Annotated in this window: 15 protein-coding genes; 12 read left to right on the top strand and 3 right to left on the bottom strand. The window is 58.3% G+C overall.

Annotation, left to right across the window (positions count from 1 at the left end; translation table 11 throughout):
- Nucleotides 1-29: 29 nt before the first annotated feature.
- Nucleotides 30-932, bottom strand: coding sequence for a hypothetical protein (locus ACNA0I_RS05555; RefSeq protein WP_415805070.1), 903 nt, complete (start codon nt 930-932; stop codon nt 30-32).
- 361 nt (nt 933-1,293) lie between these two features.
- Here ACNA0I_RS05555 and sctC point away from each other — a divergent pair, with 361 nt between their 5' ends.
- The 12 genes from sctC to sctT all read left to right on the top strand — a co-directional run bounded on the left by sctC (nt 1,294) and on the right by sctT (nt 10,657).
- A complete protein-coding gene (sctC, locus tag ACNA0I_RS05550) occupies nt 1,294-3,024 on the top strand; it encodes a type III secretion system outer membrane ring subunit SctC (RefSeq protein WP_415805069.1) in 1,731 nt (576 codons plus the stop codon).
- A 3-nt stretch (nt 3,025-3,027) separates the two neighbouring features.
- On the top strand, nt 3,028-4,110 hold the full coding sequence (locus ACNA0I_RS05545; RefSeq protein WP_415805068.1) for a hypothetical protein: 1,083 nt from the start codon (nt 3,028-3,030) through the stop codon (nt 4,108-4,110).
- Complete coding sequence (locus ACNA0I_RS05540; protein WP_415805067.1) at nt 4,107-4,379, top strand: hypothetical protein; 273 nt, start codon at nt 4,107-4,109, stop codon at nt 4,377-4,379. The genes ACNA0I_RS05545 and ACNA0I_RS05540 overlap by 4 nt, the downstream gene beginning before the upstream one ends.
- A 105-nt stretch (nt 4,380-4,484) precedes the next feature.
- Nucleotides 4,485-4,835: a hypothetical protein gene (locus ACNA0I_RS05535; protein ID WP_415805066.1), complete on the top strand. Its 351-nt coding sequence runs from the start codon at nt 4,485-4,487 to the stop codon at nt 4,833-4,835.
- A gap of 122 nt (nt 4,836-4,957) precedes the next feature.
- Nucleotides 4,958-5,416, top strand: a complete 459-nt coding sequence (locus ACNA0I_RS05530) for an HrpB1 family type III secretion system apparatus protein (RefSeq protein WP_415805065.1) — start codon at nt 4,958-4,960, stop codon at nt 5,414-5,416.
- An 18-nt stretch (nt 5,417-5,434) separates the two neighbouring features.
- Nucleotides 5,435-5,827, top strand: a complete 393-nt coding sequence (locus tag ACNA0I_RS05525) for a hypothetical protein (protein WP_415805064.1) — start codon at nt 5,435-5,437, stop codon at nt 5,825-5,827.
- A 9-nt stretch (nt 5,828-5,836) separates the two neighbouring features.
- Nucleotides 5,837-6,634: a type III secretion system inner membrane ring lipoprotein SctJ gene (sctJ, locus tag ACNA0I_RS05520; RefSeq protein WP_415805063.1), complete on the top strand. Its 798-nt coding sequence runs from the start codon at nt 5,837-5,839 to the stop codon at nt 6,632-6,634.
- A gap of 12 nt (nt 6,635-6,646) precedes the next feature.
- The gene (locus ACNA0I_RS05515) at nt 6,647-7,345 is read left to right on the top strand and encodes a type III secretion protein HrpB4 (protein WP_415805062.1); all 699 of its coding nucleotides are present in this window, start codon (nt 6,647-6,649) and stop codon (nt 7,343-7,345) included.
- Nucleotides 7,264-7,992 (top strand): FliH/SctL family protein, encoded by a 729-nt coding sequence (locus ACNA0I_RS05510; RefSeq protein WP_415805061.1) that lies wholly within the window; start codon nt 7,264-7,266, stop codon nt 7,990-7,992. Before ACNA0I_RS05515 ends, ACNA0I_RS05510 begins: the two co-directional genes overlap by 82 nt.
- 3 nt (nt 7,993-7,995) lie before the next feature.
- Nucleotides 7,996-9,330: a type III secretion system ATPase SctN gene (sctN, locus tag ACNA0I_RS05505; RefSeq protein WP_415805060.1), complete on the top strand. Its 1,335-nt coding sequence runs from the start codon at nt 7,996-7,998 to the stop codon at nt 9,328-9,330.
- Nucleotides 9,327-9,839: a hypothetical protein gene (locus ACNA0I_RS05500; protein WP_415805059.1), complete on the top strand. Its 513-nt coding sequence runs from the start codon at nt 9,327-9,329 to the stop codon at nt 9,837-9,839. The genes sctN and ACNA0I_RS05500 overlap by 4 nt, the downstream gene beginning before the upstream one ends.
- Nucleotides 9,836-10,657 carry a type III secretion system export apparatus subunit SctT gene (gene sctT, locus ACNA0I_RS05495; protein ID WP_415805058.1) on the top strand — a complete coding sequence of 274 codons (822 nt, stop codon included), beginning with the start codon at nt 9,836-9,838 and terminating at the stop codon, nt 10,655-10,657. Before ACNA0I_RS05500 ends, sctT begins: the two co-directional genes overlap by 4 nt.
- A 60-nt stretch (nt 10,658-10,717) precedes the next feature.
- On the opposite strand, the gene ACNA0I_RS05490 is transcribed toward sctT, so the two are convergent.
- Both ACNA0I_RS05490 and ACNA0I_RS05485 read right to left on the bottom strand, forming a co-directional pair.
- Complete coding sequence (locus tag ACNA0I_RS05490) at nt 10,718-11,323, bottom strand: hypothetical protein (RefSeq protein WP_415805057.1); 606 nt, start codon at nt 11,321-11,323, stop codon at nt 10,718-10,720.
- 85 nt (nt 11,324-11,408) lie between these two features.
- Nucleotides 11,409-14,417, bottom strand: a complete 3,009-nt coding sequence (locus ACNA0I_RS05485) for a hypothetical protein (protein ID WP_415805056.1) — start codon at nt 14,415-14,417, stop codon at nt 11,409-11,411.
- Nucleotides 14,418-14,458 lie beyond the last annotated feature (41 nt).

The raw sequence follows: 14,458 nt of genomic DNA, 5'->3' as shown, positions 1-14,458 counted from the left end.
TGTTTCTTGCCACAAGGTGGCGTGTCAGATTATGAATTCTGGGTCGTGACCGAATTCGTGGTGGCGTTGCGATCCACGAAATTCTGCATCTTGTCCGGATTGTTGTTGAGATCACGGATCATCATCCCAGCCAAGGCGTCACCAAACCAGCCCTTTCCCGCCAATTGCTCACCGACGCCTGATCCTTCAGCGAACTCCTCGTGGTTCAGCTTATTATCGGCGCCAGTGACGGAGTTGCCCGCCAAACCTTGTGCGGCGTTGCCCGCCTCCTCGGCGCCGAGCTTGCCATCTGCACCGGCCATGTTTTGCAGCGCTTCCGGATTGGCCAGCATAGTCCTGGCTGCCTCCTGCACCATCGGCGGCACATTGCCATCCTTATTCATGGCCAATTTGTACAGTTCATTGGGATCCATGCTGGAAATGTCGTGCTGGTTCATATAGCCAGCAAGCGCACCTGCGGCAGACTGTGGCGTCATTCCCTGACCTTGATCGATGCCTGAGCCGAATCCGCTCGGGCTGCCAAAGCCGCCCACACCCTGCGGCTGGCCCATACCCATGCCAGACTGTTGGCCTATGCCGTTACCGCCACTGCCACCAATTAAACCCTGTGCGGCCGCATCAAAGTTCCCGACACCCGACTTGCCATCCACGCCAGCCACGTCATGGGTTTCCAGCTGGGAATATTGATCGGGATTCTGCAGCATGAACTTCGCGGCATCGCGAACCGTCTCGGGCAAGCTGCTGTCCGAGGCCATCTTATATAAGTCATTCATATCGACGGCATCTTTGCCGGTTTCACGCATGTGGCCTGCGATCGCGCCCGAGGCGGACTGCAGATTCATGCCGCTGGCGCCCTGCGTTCCCTGCGATCCACCCACGGAGCCGATCGTACTCAACATGGCCATGGGATTGGCTATTCCCGAAACGTTCATCGTCACTCTCCAGATTAAGACAAGGCTGAGCGCACGAATCGGTGTGCGCCGTTTGGATTCAGCTGCGCGTGGCAAGCACAATCACTGCGACGAATATTCACGCACAACAGCATCTGACCAAACGGCATAGCCGAAACATTGTCAGAAGATGCGAACCTATTGCCGTGTGACGCGGCATGTCTGCCGGCCGAACCCTACAGAATTTCGTTGCGAGGTCAGCCACTTCGTCTCGTCACTGTGCGTCCAATTCCGGCCTTCTATTCTGCGCGAATCACTTAACCCTACTGATCATCGCCGAAACGCAATGCACCTGAGCCGCTGCTCTACCTACCTTAGAAAGACTGCCTCGCTATGCCTTGCCATGATATTTGCGGTTGGCATCGTATCCAGCCCTTCGGCCGAAGCGGCTCCGCTCTTTCACAACGCCCGTTTCGTTTATCAAGCCAACGATAAGCCGCTGGGCGACGTGTTGCGGGATTTTGCGTCGACCGAAAATATCCCCATCGTGGTGGATGCAGGAGTCACCGGCACCGTCAGCGCCAAATTCGATACAGCGCCCCAAGAGTTTCTAACTGCTATATCAAAAGCCTACGGCATTATCTGGTATTACGACGGGACGACGATCTTTTTCTATCCGTCCAGCGCCATGGAAAGCAAGGTCTTTCGCATGCGCGGTTATACGCGAACACAGGTCGGTCAAATGTTGCGGTCGCTGGGGCTTGGCGATCCGCGCTTTCCCTTGCGTTTTGACGATAAGACGCAGACCTTGCTTGCCTACGGGCCTCCGCGCCATATTCAATTGGTGACGACCGTGCTGCAAGAGCTCGAGCGAGACAACCATGACCGCCTGGGAACCTCGATTGCTGTCATCAAACTGCGTTATGCCGTTGCCGCAGACCGAACATTTGGCAATGCCACCATTCCCGGCCTGGCCCGTACGCTGAACCGCCTGTTCGGCAACAAAGACGATAGCGAAGACAGCGATGCGCCAAGTCATGACTCTTTCTCGAAGGAAATTGCAGGGCGCATGAAATCCCTGCAATACAACTATGGCATGCAGGTATCGCCGGAACCCGCTGCCACCGAGCACAATCGCGCCCGGGATGCACACGGAGGCCACGAGGCCACGGCGCTGCAGTCAAGCGTGCCAGTAGAGAATTTCGACGCCGATCGCCCCTTTTTCCAGGCAGAGAAGTCGACCAACTCTATTATTGTGCGCGGGCTCCCAGACCGGATGCCTGAGTACAGACGGTTGGTGAAGGAGCTCGACAAGGCCCAGAATCTGGTGGAAATCGAAGCCACCATCATCGATATCAGCGCCAGTGATTTCAATCGCCTGGGCGTGAATTGGCAGTATAGCGAGAATGGTACGACGCGCTTCTCTGCTTCGACGGGTAATGGCAGCTCGGGCGGTTCATTGGGTCAGACCGACTCAAGCTACAACGTCAGCACGCTGATAGGCGGAGCATCCCATCAATTCCTGAATGAGATCCAGGCATTGGAAGGCGTCGGGCGCGCCCGTATCGTGGCTCGGCCGCAGGTCGTCGGTGTCGTGAATCACCCCGCAGTCATGAAACACCAGCGGACAGCATCCGTGCGGGTAGCGGGCAATCTGGATACCAGTTTGTACCAAATACAAACGGGCACGCAACTTTCCGTGATTCCACAGATCGTTGCCTATAACTCGCACAATGAAGTGCGTCTCTCCCTTTCGATTCAGGATGGCGGATTTGAGAACCAGACTGTCGACGATATTCCAATTGTCAGACAAACCGAGATCAACACCGACGCCACCATGCGTGAAGGCGAAAGCCTGCTCATTGGCGGCATTTCCGTAGACCAGACATCAGACGACTACAGCGGATTGCCCTGGATTGCCCGGGTCCCTTTGTTGGGCGCATTGTTCCGTACCAAACGAGGCTCAAGTTCGCATGAAGTCCGCCTCTTCATGCTCACACCGAAAATCATCAAGGTGGGTGAGAACCGCCAGCCCCAGGTCGCCACGACGCATCCCAATGACGGCAGCTTACGTGTGATCTGCCGCGCCCAGGATTTGATGGTGTCGCCTCGTTGCCTCGTACAAGGGTATTGATTCATGTCTGCTTCGCCATACATGAAACAACTTCGCATCCTGTCCGGCACACATGCCGGTGCCTCGTTAGATTTGATGCCGGGTCGTTATTCATTGAGCGGAGCGCATGATGCAGATATCTCGATCAGCGACTGGCGTTTCGCGGCGCTGGTCATGGATGTGCAGGCCGAAGGATCCGTCACGCTGCACTGGGACGAGGCGCCGGAAAAGCATCTCGACTTGCATGATTATCAGCCTGTCGAGTTCCTGGACGTCGCCCTCTGCGTGGGGTCGGCCTACGAGTCGTGGCCGGATGCGACGGCGCTCTTCGCGGTACAGAAAAGCGTCGAGGACGCGATCGCCCGCGGCGGTGTTTTTGCGGTGTGGCGCGCGGTCCGGCGTACTTCGTGGATCACGCATTGGCGCCTTTCGCTGGGAGGCCTGATCATGCTTGCACTCGTCTCGTCCGGCTGGTTGATGTCCACTGGCACCAACGCCCAGCGACCAGCCCCGGTAACGGCAGCGCAACAGCGTCCGCTATTACAGCGCGTGCTGGACGAGGTAGCGCCGCATCGCCTGCATGTGAGCGTCAACGATGACGTGCTGACGGTGCGCGGCATGGTCGACGATCCCGCGCAGGCCGCCCGTGTCGCCGACGCGATTGCGCACCAGCCGCCGCATCTGCGGCTGAAGGAGCAAATTACCGTCGCCACCGAGGTCGCCCAGGCCATCGCCAACAGCGTAGGGATCAGCGACGCGAGGGTTCATTATCAGGGCCAAGGGATATTCGAATTCTCGGCCACGGTCGAGCATCCCGATAAAGTCCGGGCCGCCGTGGCGCGTGTGGCAGCGGATCTGGGCCCATTTGTCCAACGCGTCGACACCCGCCTCGAAAATTCCGCGACCAAGAAAACGCCCCTGCCTGCTAGCCGTTCCGTATGGAGCACCCAAGACGGCGTCAATATCGTCGAAGGCATGGACGGGTCTAAGTACATTGTGTTGAGCAACAACGGCCGCGATACCAATGGCCCCGATCAAACCGATCATGACTTGCCTGGGCAGAACGCCGACACGCGACTGCCCTCCCAACCTGGAGATGCTCCATGAGCCTGAATTTTCCGCTTCCCGACAAAACGCTGAGTACCGCCATCGACAACCTGGAAGAGACCCTGCGCCAGGATGTCAATGGTGATAAAGCGCGCGCTCTGCACCACTACTTTTCCAACGCGGAGTTGCATATGCGCGGCGAACGGGCTCGTCAAACGGATTTTGAACAGGGTCAGTTCGCCGGCTTGCTTGCCGACGCGTTTTCTGCCTCGACTCGCAGCATTGTCTCGGCCTGGCATGCGCTTCATGGACGGGAGCTTACGCTCTAAGTCCTGCATTGTCTCCCCGGACATGTCAGTCTGTCCGACGTCCAGATCCAGGACATACGGGAATTACACGACTGACGCTTTGTTCTCTTCGTATTAGGAGTTTCTATGATTAATCCTCTGAGCGCGGTAGGCGGCATAGCCTCCACCGCTACGTCTGGTATCACAAATGCTGCATCGACAGCTGCGGTAGGCCGTACTGCGGAAAAAACCGCCGGTACTTCAATGAACAACTCGACCGACAACGTCTTAGGCAATCTGAGCGAATCGATCAACAAGAGCATCGCTTCACAAGCCTCCATGGCGGCAATGACGACCGACGCTGCAGCTCAGCAAAACGGCATCGCCATGCAGGCGCAACAAGCCATGTCGACCATCCACATGGCCCAGCAAATGATGTCGGCGCAGACCAAGGCTGCGAACGCCGGCGCAGATGCGATCAAGGAAGCCGCGGGCTGAGTTTCACGCGCTCCCTGGCGCAGTCGCCGGTCCGCGGAGACTGCGCCGCTTGAAGGAATTCGCTGGTCAGCGTTTCTGTCTCGCACTCATGCCAGAAAGCCAAACAATATAGGAGCCAAACCATGGCACCCCCTTCCCTGCCCAAGGACTGCATGCGCGTCATCGCAGCCATACATCTGCTATCGGACAAATACGGCGCTACTGATGACACGGCCAAGATACTGGCCGTCATGGCCGCTGCGGCCCCCGACAGGCCGGAAATTGCCGTGGCACAGGCGCGCAACATGCTGGTATCACGCGATTATGCCGAGGCCCGTTCGCTGCTGGACCGGGTCGAGACGAAGAATCCGGACAACGCCATGATCAAGGCCATGCTGGCCTTGTGCATGTATATCCAGCAAGACGGCATGTGGGAAACCTGCGCCGAAGAAGCGTTGGCCTTGCCTGACAGCAACGCCATCTCGCGTGGGATTATCGACACCCTTGCCAAAAGGTCGGGACAGCCCTTGCGCGGACTTTCCAAAGAAGACGCATCCGAACCGGTTGCCCGGCATCACCACGTGCCTGGCCTGGTTTGCTGAACCTAGGAACGTTGAACCATGCCACTCATTCCTCCTGTTTCACCTGTTGACGCGCTGGGAAAGTCAGCCGTCGATATGACCAAGAAACACATCACCCCTGAGGTTTCTCCCGAACTGAGCCAAAAGTTCGGCGAACTCATGAAAAGCAGCAAAAGTGAGTCAGCGGGAGAGTCGAATCTGCTTGACCGGGTCTCGCACGCCGTCAAAGCGCAGCAGGAGGAGTTCCAGGCGATGCAGAACAACATGGTCAACGTCCTGGAACATGGCCACTCCATGTCTCCGGCGGCGCACTTCGAAGCCTTCGCCAAATTGACCATGGATGCATCCATCGCGCACATGAAAATTTCGCTGTCCTCGGGCATGACCAAAAGCAGCAACAAAAGTCTGCAAACCCTTTTGAAGAACGAGTAGCGAGTTTTTATGCGTACGACTGGAAGATTCCTTTTCCTGCCACGCTGGCTGTGGGTAGGACTGTTGGCGCTGTTTCTGACGGGATGCAAAGAGCCTATCTACAACCAACTGTCGGAGTCAGCTGCCAATGCCATGCTGGAGGTACTGCTGCAGGCGCAGGTAGACGCCCAAAAGAGCAGTCCGGATGCCAAGACGTGGACCGTGTCGGTAGACAGCAGCGACATGGGGCGGGCGCTGGCTATTCTGCGTGCCAATGGACTGCCTGAACCCGGCTACGAGACATTGGGAGACATGTTCAAGAAAGACGGCTTGATCTCGACCCCTATCGAAGAGCGGGTCCGCTTCATTTACGGTACCTCGCAGGAACTGGAACGTACGCTGTCCAAGATAGACGGGGTCATCATTGCGCGCGTGCATGTCGTGCTGCCCAATAACGACCCGCTGGCCACGGATACGCGCCCGTCAAGCGCCTCTGTGTTTATCAAATATCGCGACGGCACAGATGTTTCTACGTTAGTACCCATTATCAAGAATTTCGTGATGCGCAGCGTCGAAGGCCTGTCGTACGAAAACGTCAATGTCACGATGGTGCAGTCCGCAGCGGCGCCCGCGACGCAGTTCCCTGTGCAATCCAGCAGTTGGCCTTTATCCACGGTCATCCTGGCGGCTATTCTCTTGTTGGGACTTGGTGGCGCGGGTGGCTATTATGGCTGGCGTCGTTTCCGCTCCCGGCGTCAACCGCCGCAAATCGACTCCCCCAGACCTGTTCCGGCGCCTGCGGCATTGCCGGATACTGAACACGCTTGAGGCAAACGCCCCATGGACGGAATGCGGGACCCCTTGCGTGCCTTGCTGCAGGCAATCCGCCACAAATCCGCGCACCTCGTTGAACACATGGATTCCAGCTGGCTGGAGCGGGCCCGGTTAGAGCTGGGCCTGGAGATGGCCAGACTGGAAACCACCATGCTTTCACGCATGTTGCGGCAGGTCTACCGGCTGAATTGGCCCGACCCTGGTGCATTCTCGGTACTGGCGCATCGCATTGTTCTGCTGCCGAAAGCGGAAATTCACCGCATGCTGGCGGTTGCCGCGCTATGGACCCAGCGCGACCGCGTGCGTCTGTGTATTGCCAATCCCCAACGCGGCGCTCTGGTCGAGCGCATAGGACAATCCGCTTATGCCCGCCTATTGGCTTGCCCATCTTTGCCGCAAGCTCATCGAGGGCCGTTGAGCCTTGATGAAATTCGCTCCCAGGGATTGATTCTCCTGGGCGCCCGCCACTGGGTGGATAACATCACCGGATGGCATAGCCAGGACCTCCTGGATTGGCTGAGTCTGGCAATACCGCCAGCCGATGCCCCCGATACCCACATTCAAGTCCACGAAGGGATACGTCTCATGCTGGACGACATCCCTGCCCTTTTCCCGGAACACGAATGGCTGTTTGGCGACTCCATGACTCGATCGCTGTCGATATCGGCGATGGCATCCTGCCCGCAGACGATTTCGCGCGGCTGACGCACACCGAGCAGATCCTGCGCGAAGCCCAGGAAACCCACGAACGGCTGGTCGCCGAGGCTGAGCTGCAGGCTAGCCAGATCCGCGAGGCAGCCCAGACCGAGGCCGATCAGATGCTGGACCAGGCTCAGCGTCAATTGGACAGCGCCTACCAGGCGGGGTTAGACCGTGGCATGCAGGAAGCCGCGGCACGCTGGGCCAGCCAGGCGCTGGAAATTGCGGCGAACCACAAGCGCGTGCTGGAAAGGCAGAGCGAACGGCTATCACAGCTGGTCTCGGCGGCGGTAACGCGCCTGGTGGATGAAGAAGACCGCAGCAGCCTGTTTCGGCGCAGCCTGCGCACCATTTCCAAGTTGGTCAAAGATGTGCCGCTACTGACCATGTACGTACACGAGGCTGAGCGGGAACAGGCAGAGCGCGCTGTCGCCTCCGTGCTGCCCCAGATGAGCCAGGGCCTGAGCATCGAAATCATTGCCAGCAACGCAGTGCCCACCGGAACCTGTCGTTTCGAGTCCGACGAGGGTGTCGTCGATGCCAGCCTGGATACGCAGATCACGGCGCTTCGGCAGGCCGTGCATCGGGCTGCGCTGGACATGTTGAGGGAAGAAAATGACGCCACCAACGCATTGCCAGCAGATGGACCCTAAGCCATGAACGATATTGTCGACGGTACCTTCCAGCGTTTCGCGCACGCGCTGGAGCGAGAATTCAATCAGGAACAGACCATTGTCCGTACAGGACGGGTCTACGAAATTATCGGCACCCTAGTCAAGGCCCGCGGCATAGATCCCCATATAGGTGAAGTCTGTGAACTATTGAGCCCGAATGGCGAGTTGCTTCAACGTGCCGAGGTTGTCGGATTCGGAAAACAAGGCACCATACTCTCTCCCTTTGGAACCCTGTCGGGCATCAATGAGCACACACAAGTGCGCGCCACCGGCAAACCCCTATCTGTGCCCGTGGGACCGGCGCTATTGGGCCGCGTGTTGAATGGCCTGGGTGATCCGATTGACGGAATGGGGCCCCTGGAATGCGGCGAAACGCGGCCGGCTTATGCCGACCCACCCGACCCCATGCAGCGCGCCATGATCGAAAAGCCCTTGCCCACCGGCGTAAAAATCATCGATGGCCTGATGACACTGGGCGAGGGTCAGCGCATGGGCATCTTCGCGCCCGCAGGCGTAGGCAAAAGTACCTTGATGGGGATGTTGGCGCGTGGCGCGCAATGCGACATCAGTGTCATCGCACTTATTGGTGAACGCGGCCGTGAAGTGCGCGAATTCATCGAGCAAATATTGGGCGAGGACGGCATGGCCCGGTCGGTAGTCGTATGCGCGACCTCGGACCGCTCCAGTATCGAGCGTGCCAAAGCGGCTCATATCGCCACGGCGATCGCTGAATATTTTCGCGACCAGGGCCAGCGTGTGCTGCTGATGATGGATTCGCTGACCCGCTTCGGACGGGCCCTGCGCGAGATTGGCCTGGCGGCTGGCGAGCCGCCAGCACGGCGCGGCTTTCCCCCCTCTGTATTTGCCGAGCTGCCTCGTCTGCTGGAGCGTAGCGGCATGGGAAGCACAGGCTCCATCACTGCGCTTTACACCGTGCTGGCTGAAGACGACAGCGGCGGTGACCCGATTGCCGAAGAAGTGCGCGGCATTCTGGACGGCCACATGATCCTGTCACGCAAAATAGCCGCCAAAAACCAATATCCGGCCATCGATGTCCTGGCCAGTCTGTCGCGGGTGATGACGCTGGTGGTGCCCGAACATCATGTCGAAGCCGCCAATCGTTTTCGCAATATGCTTGCCAAGTATGACGAGGTTGAAATCCTGCTTCAAGTGGGTGATTACCGCGAAGGCAGCGATCCGGCGGCCGATGCCGCCATTGCAAACATCGACGCCATACGCGCCTTTTTGAACCAATCGCGAACCGGTCTCGAAGGATTCGATGAGATCCTGCTCCAATTGGAGGAGATCGCCCAATGAGCCCGCGTCTGCGCGCTTTACGCGCTCTGGTAGCAGTCCGTCGCCGACGCGCTCAGGCCTTGCAGGAGGCACTGGCAGAGGCGACGCAACAGCTGGATCAGGCCCGGCAGGCGGCAACCGAGGCGGCCGCACGAGCGCAACAATGCCAAGAGGTCTATTTGCAAGGCGAACAAGAATTGCAAACGCTGGTTCACGACGCTTTCACGCTAATGGCTCAACGCGCCATGGCGTTGCGCAATGAAACGTTGCAACACACGGCCCAGCAAGCTCGGCAGATGGCAGACAACGCGCAGAATCGTGTTCCTCCATTGGAAGAGGCAGTGCTTGTCGCGAAACGGGAGGTCATGCGCAACGATCAGCGCATTGACTACTTCGATGAACGCATAAAGGAAATGCTGCGCGATCAGGCGGCGCTCCATATGGAAATCGAGGAAGAAGACGCAGGCGAAGCCGCGGTGGCGCGCCTGATCGCCGGGCGCCGGCAAGACGCGGCGGAAGATCCGGCATGAACGAATCATCTAATCAGCTCATTGCGCTGCTAGCCACGTATCTACCCACAATACAAGGTTTTTTCACCTTGTGCGTGCTGGCCAGCCTACGTTTTCTGACCGCGTTTTATATCTTTCCGCCGTTGGGCGACACTTTTCTTACCGGCTATTTGCGCAATAGCCTGGTCGGCTTGCTATCCATTTTCGTGGCCGTGGGCACCCCAGTTGAGGCAATGCAGACGCTGGCGATACTGGATCTGGCCGTCCTGGCGATAAAAGAGGCTGTCATTGGGTTGTTGATCGGCTTTGCCAGCGCCCAGGTATTTTGGATCGCGTCCAGTGTGGGCGCCCTGCTCGATATGCTGACGGGCTATAACGATGTCCAGACCAAGAACCCGTTGAGCGGCGAGCAAAGTACGCCTATTTCGCAATTTTTGCTGCATCTGGTAACTGTGATCTTCTACACCACGGGCGGGATGCTTTTCTTTCTAGGCGTCGTTTTCCAGTCGTACCAGTTATGGCCCTTGTTCTCCAACTTGCCTCAACTCGGCAATGCCAGCAGCCCGTTCGTACTCAGTCAGATTAACGGCCTGATGACGGGCATCGTGAAATTTGGCGCGCCGGTACTGCTGGTATTGATTTTGATTGAATTCAGCTTCGGCCTGCTCAACCGGGCAGCGGGTCAACTGGGTCTTTCAAATCTGAGTCAACCCGTCAAAGGGGCTGTCACGCTCCTGATGCTGGCATTGCTCATCAGCACGATCATCCCGCAGATCCAGCATCTGCTGGTACCCACGGGATTACTGCAGGAAATGAAGCGCATGATGGACATGGACTGATATCCGCCGGTCAATAAAAGTGACCTTTCATGCCGGAGAAAATTGCACCAGCCGTTGATATCAGGCCGAGCTTTTAATATCGTCGGCACCCTCGTTAGCGGTTTTCACGGCCGCCGCTATCATGCTCTGGGCAGTGTGGATTGACGAGTTGACCATCTCTGTCTGGGATGACGTAATCATGTTCTGTGTTGAGGCTTGTTGCTGCAGCATCGCCATCTGCATATTCGTTTCCTGCATTTTTTGTTGTTGATCTGCCATCTGCTTCATGACAGGATCTTGAAAATCCTTTCCGGCGAGCCCACCAGCAGCATCATGCGGGGCCTTCGCCTCGGCATCGCCAGCTGGCTTTGCGTTGTCAAGACCCTGAAGCTTCGCCTTCATCGAGGCGAGATCGCTGCTCAAGCTTTTCATTTCTTGAGTGGCTGCAGCCATTTCCTGACGCGCTGCGGCCATTTTTTCAAGACTCGCGTGGCGAGGCGCTAGAGGGCTCCCCTTCGCGCGCATAGCTGGCCTACGCTGCAACCCTGGAACAGACTGCGACGCGGGAGTTGCAGACGTCTGCCCCATCAACTGCTTCGCTCCCTGGGTGGCTTTGGTGGCGACCTGACTCGCCTGCCTGGCCACATTGGATATAAAGGAACTCGCCCCTTTGATCGGCAATGCCATATAACCTCCTGTGCTGAAATGTACAGTGGACCCTTTCTAGCGGCGGCAGACCGCCATGGGTGAATGAATGTCAAACAATTGTGGGTTAGGCTCTTGCCTCTGGCCGCGTCTGAGAAGGAGGCAGACCCTTGTTGTACAACCCCTCCTCATAGTCGCCATGGTCAATGGCATCCAGGGCCTTGAACCCTATTTTCGCGTTAACGCCGTCATGCTCGCCTACCACCTCGGTGATGGTGTTCAGATGCAGTGCGGCGCGTATGCCGAGACGCTTCGGGCCGCCATTGCTGACCACGTATTTGAGTTTCAGGTCGACAGGCATCCACGACTCGGGCGTTGTCAGCAGTGATGTAATGGCAGCGTCAACCGCGGCGCGGTCCTCGTCGCTCGCGCCCGCGCCTTTTTGGGCGATCTGAGCCTCCATGACATCGATCTGCTTGGCCACCGCTTCACGCAGGCGATGCCGTAGAAAATAGACTTGATTCCTGGCCTCGGCTGAGTCAATTCTGGCCCTGACCTTCTCGAGCTCTGCGAGGCCGCGCGTCGTGGCGGCGACTCGTGCCTGCGCACTGGGTTGTCCTTGCTCTTTCGACAACTCGCCAATCGCAAAAAAGCGTACCCATTCGTCTTGATTTTGCTTCAACGAATCCCGAAAGGCGTTCAGCGACGTGTACTCGCAGTCCATGATGCAAGCGCGGTGTATCAGCCGGCCATCGTCCCGTACAAGATTGAATTTAGCCTCGCCCCTTCGGTCAAGCAGCGGCAATGTCACGCCTAGGCCCACCGCCTGAGTACGAACCGTGGCATGACGGCCTTGCGAATCCGCGTCAATCTGCCCTAACGTGCCAAATCTGACGCCAGCATTGCCAGACATCTTCCATCCCTGGCCGAAACGATGCTGCTCGTACTGGTATCTGCCCCCGGAGTCCTTTGCATCGCGTTGACGATTGACCCACTCGCCTTGCACTCCCAGCGGCGTCGCCATGGCATTTAATGATGCCATCGGAAACGTTACGCCTGCCCCTACATCGGCGGAACCGCCGTGCCGCCTGTTACGATCCACGGCCTCGGTCCAGCCGATGGAAATATCCGGCTCTTCAAAGAAATGGGAGGCCAACTGGTTCCACGTATCCGCAGAGCTGCGCTTGTCGCCTGTTGGCGCGGCGGCGCTGCGCAGATACTCGGCAACCTGGAGTTGTTTCTTATGCAAACCGGCATCGTTGTAGCCAGTTCCATCTTCCTTGAGACGCCGCGGCACTCGGATCGAAACACCGCGAATGTTGGCTTGCTGATGGCCATAAAACACCGCGTCAATATTAGCCCCGGCCCGCACGCCCAGACTATCTCCTACTCCCAGGCCATAACCGACAAGGAGGCCAGCCCCTTCCTGGTGGGAAACCGTATTCGACGTGCCGAAGAAAAATTCAGTTCCGGCGATACCGCGCCCCAACTCGAACACCGCATCGCGCCGACGCTCGGCACGCAAATCCAGACGCGGCCCCAGCGGGATACCTGACAAAGCGCTTGTCAAGCCGCTTAGGTTGGCCGACAAACCTCGCGTGCTGCCGCCGAATTCGTTTCCGTCAAAAAGACGCAATCTGCCACCTGGCGGGAAATTGTCTACAACCTGCAAGAACCTATCGTGCACTTGATCTGCCTCTGGCGCTGGCAGCCTCGTTGTCTGATAGGTCTTAAAGGTATTGCTCCAGGTGTTCAACGCATTGCCGAGCTCTCCATCCTCCGGTCCGCGTCCCTGAACCCACGCGGCGACCGAATCGGCATCCCAGCTTTGCTTTCGCAATCCAGAAAACGAAGCATGGAGGTGGCTGGCGCTGGTCCATGAGCGCGCCGTGCTCAGAAGGCCGATCGGGATACGTACGCGGTGATTCGCTTGCTCGCGCAACAGTTGGTCGCGCAACGCCACGGCCTTGTCCTTGATCTTGCTGCGTTCTTTACGATTGGGCGTGTCTTTGGCAAAGCCGCCTTGCTCAATCCACACATGGATTGCGGCCAACTCCACCAAGGCTTTTTCGGGTTCTGGATTGCCCAGAATCATCCCTGGCTGCAAGTGCGTCAGCAATGCGGCCGACGCATCATGCAATTCATGTTCCAGCTTGTCCATCTGGGCGATCGTGCGCTGCGTGATGTCTTGGGTTCCGCCACGCAAGGCCGACATGGGAGAGCGATGCGTGCCAAACAGACGTGGAACAAACGTCTTGAGGCGGTTTTCACCCGCTCGGGGCATAGTCTTGCCCATGAACTTGTGCAAGCGGTTGCGCGTCATGGCCAGAGCCGAGCCGGGGCTGTCGTCGCGGAAATTCTGCCGCCAGGCAAAATAATCGCCTTTTTGCCGAGCGCTCAGCGCATCCTTGCCACCTCGTGAGACAAGCAAGGCCGCCTCGTAGGCAGCCAACGCCAGCGTGGGAGAGACTTTCGCTCCCTCTTTCGCCCGCTCCAGTACCGCCGCGGGCCGTGATGCCCCGGCTCGCGCACGTGGATAAGTCTGATTCAGATGATCGAGCGCCTGCAGCATCATGCGCTGCGCAGCCGGCTTGGAGGTCGGGAGCGAATCCGCGCTCGGCTGAGCAGTGCCCGCGATCGTTCCTTGCGCCATCGCTGCTTGGGTCTGCATATGCAATAGTGCCTCGTAGCCGGTCGAGGTACGCGATAAGGTGTATGCAGCGCGCCAGGCTTTCGAATAGTCGGACAACGACGCATCGCCCCGCGCGCCCTGTCCGGACATGCTTAACTTGTCGAAGTCCAGATTCTTCAACACATCCAGCACATTCTTCGCCTCATCCATGTCCTGGATGTCCGCGGCTTGCAAGGCCTGCGCCACCAACACCGCCCGCTGGATCTCCGGCGCGCGCGCCGGCGCACCCAGATGCATCAAGTCGGACACTAAAGCATGGTCTTGCGACGTGGATCGTGTCTCAGGAAACTGGCTTGCGAGGTATCCGGGCAATGCCGTTCGATCCAAGAAGATACAGGGCCCACCTGCAGGGGCATTTCCGGGCGCCGCGGTGCGCGCCGTCAAAGCCCGGCGCACATACGCGTCTTTGCCCCCGAGGCCTGCATTGCGCGGCTTGATCGCCACGTCATCTCCTGTGGAGGGTTGGGATTCGCCGGACGCCTTGG

The sequence above is a fragment of the Bordetella muralis genome (genome assembly GCF_965139205.1).
Lineage (GTDB): Bacteria > Pseudomonadota > Gammaproteobacteria > Burkholderiales > Burkholderiaceae_B > Bordetella_A > Bordetella_A muralis.
Note: the sequence above shows the minus strand (reverse complement) of the source record. Positions and strands in the feature narration are given on the sequence as shown.

Coding starts and splice junctions, on each gene's coding strand:
- ACNA0I_RS05555 (WP_415805070.1), bottom strand. CDS start 932: ATGAACGTTTCGGGAATAGCCAATCCCATGGCCATGTTGAGTACGATC.
- sctC (WP_415805069.1), top strand. CDS start 1,294: ATGATATTTGCGGTTGGCATCGTATCCAGCCCTTCGGCCGAAGCGGCT.
- ACNA0I_RS05545 (WP_415805068.1), top strand. CDS start 3,028: ATGTCTGCTTCGCCATACATGAAACAACTTCGCATCCTGTCCGGCACA.
- ACNA0I_RS05540 (WP_415805067.1), top strand. CDS start 4,107: ATGAGCCTGAATTTTCCGCTTCCCGACAAAACGCTGAGTACCGCCATC.
- ACNA0I_RS05535 (WP_415805066.1), top strand. CDS start 4,485: ATGATTAATCCTCTGAGCGCGGTAGGCGGCATAGCCTCCACCGCTACG.
- ACNA0I_RS05530 (WP_415805065.1), top strand. CDS start 4,958: ATGGCACCCCCTTCCCTGCCCAAGGACTGCATGCGCGTCATCGCAGCC.
- ACNA0I_RS05525 (WP_415805064.1), top strand. CDS start 5,435: ATGCCACTCATTCCTCCTGTTTCACCTGTTGACGCGCTGGGAAAGTCA.
- sctJ (WP_415805063.1), top strand. CDS start 5,837: ATGCGTACGACTGGAAGATTCCTTTTCCTGCCACGCTGGCTGTGGGTA.
- ACNA0I_RS05515 (WP_415805062.1), top strand. CDS start 6,647: ATGGACGGAATGCGGGACCCCTTGCGTGCCTTGCTGCAGGCAATCCGC.
- ACNA0I_RS05510 (WP_415805061.1), top strand. CDS start 7,264: ATGGCTGTTTGGCGACTCCATGACTCGATCGCTGTCGATATCGGCGAT.
- sctN (WP_415805060.1), top strand. CDS start 7,996: ATGAACGATATTGTCGACGGTACCTTCCAGCGTTTCGCGCACGCGCTG.
- ACNA0I_RS05500 (WP_415805059.1), top strand. CDS start 9,327: ATGAGCCCGCGTCTGCGCGCTTTACGCGCTCTGGTAGCAGTCCGTCGC.
- sctT (WP_415805058.1), top strand. CDS start 9,836: ATGAACGAATCATCTAATCAGCTCATTGCGCTGCTAGCCACGTATCTA.
- ACNA0I_RS05490 (WP_415805057.1), bottom strand. CDS start 11,323: ATGGCATTGCCGATCAAAGGGGCGAGTTCCTTTATATCCAATGTGGCC.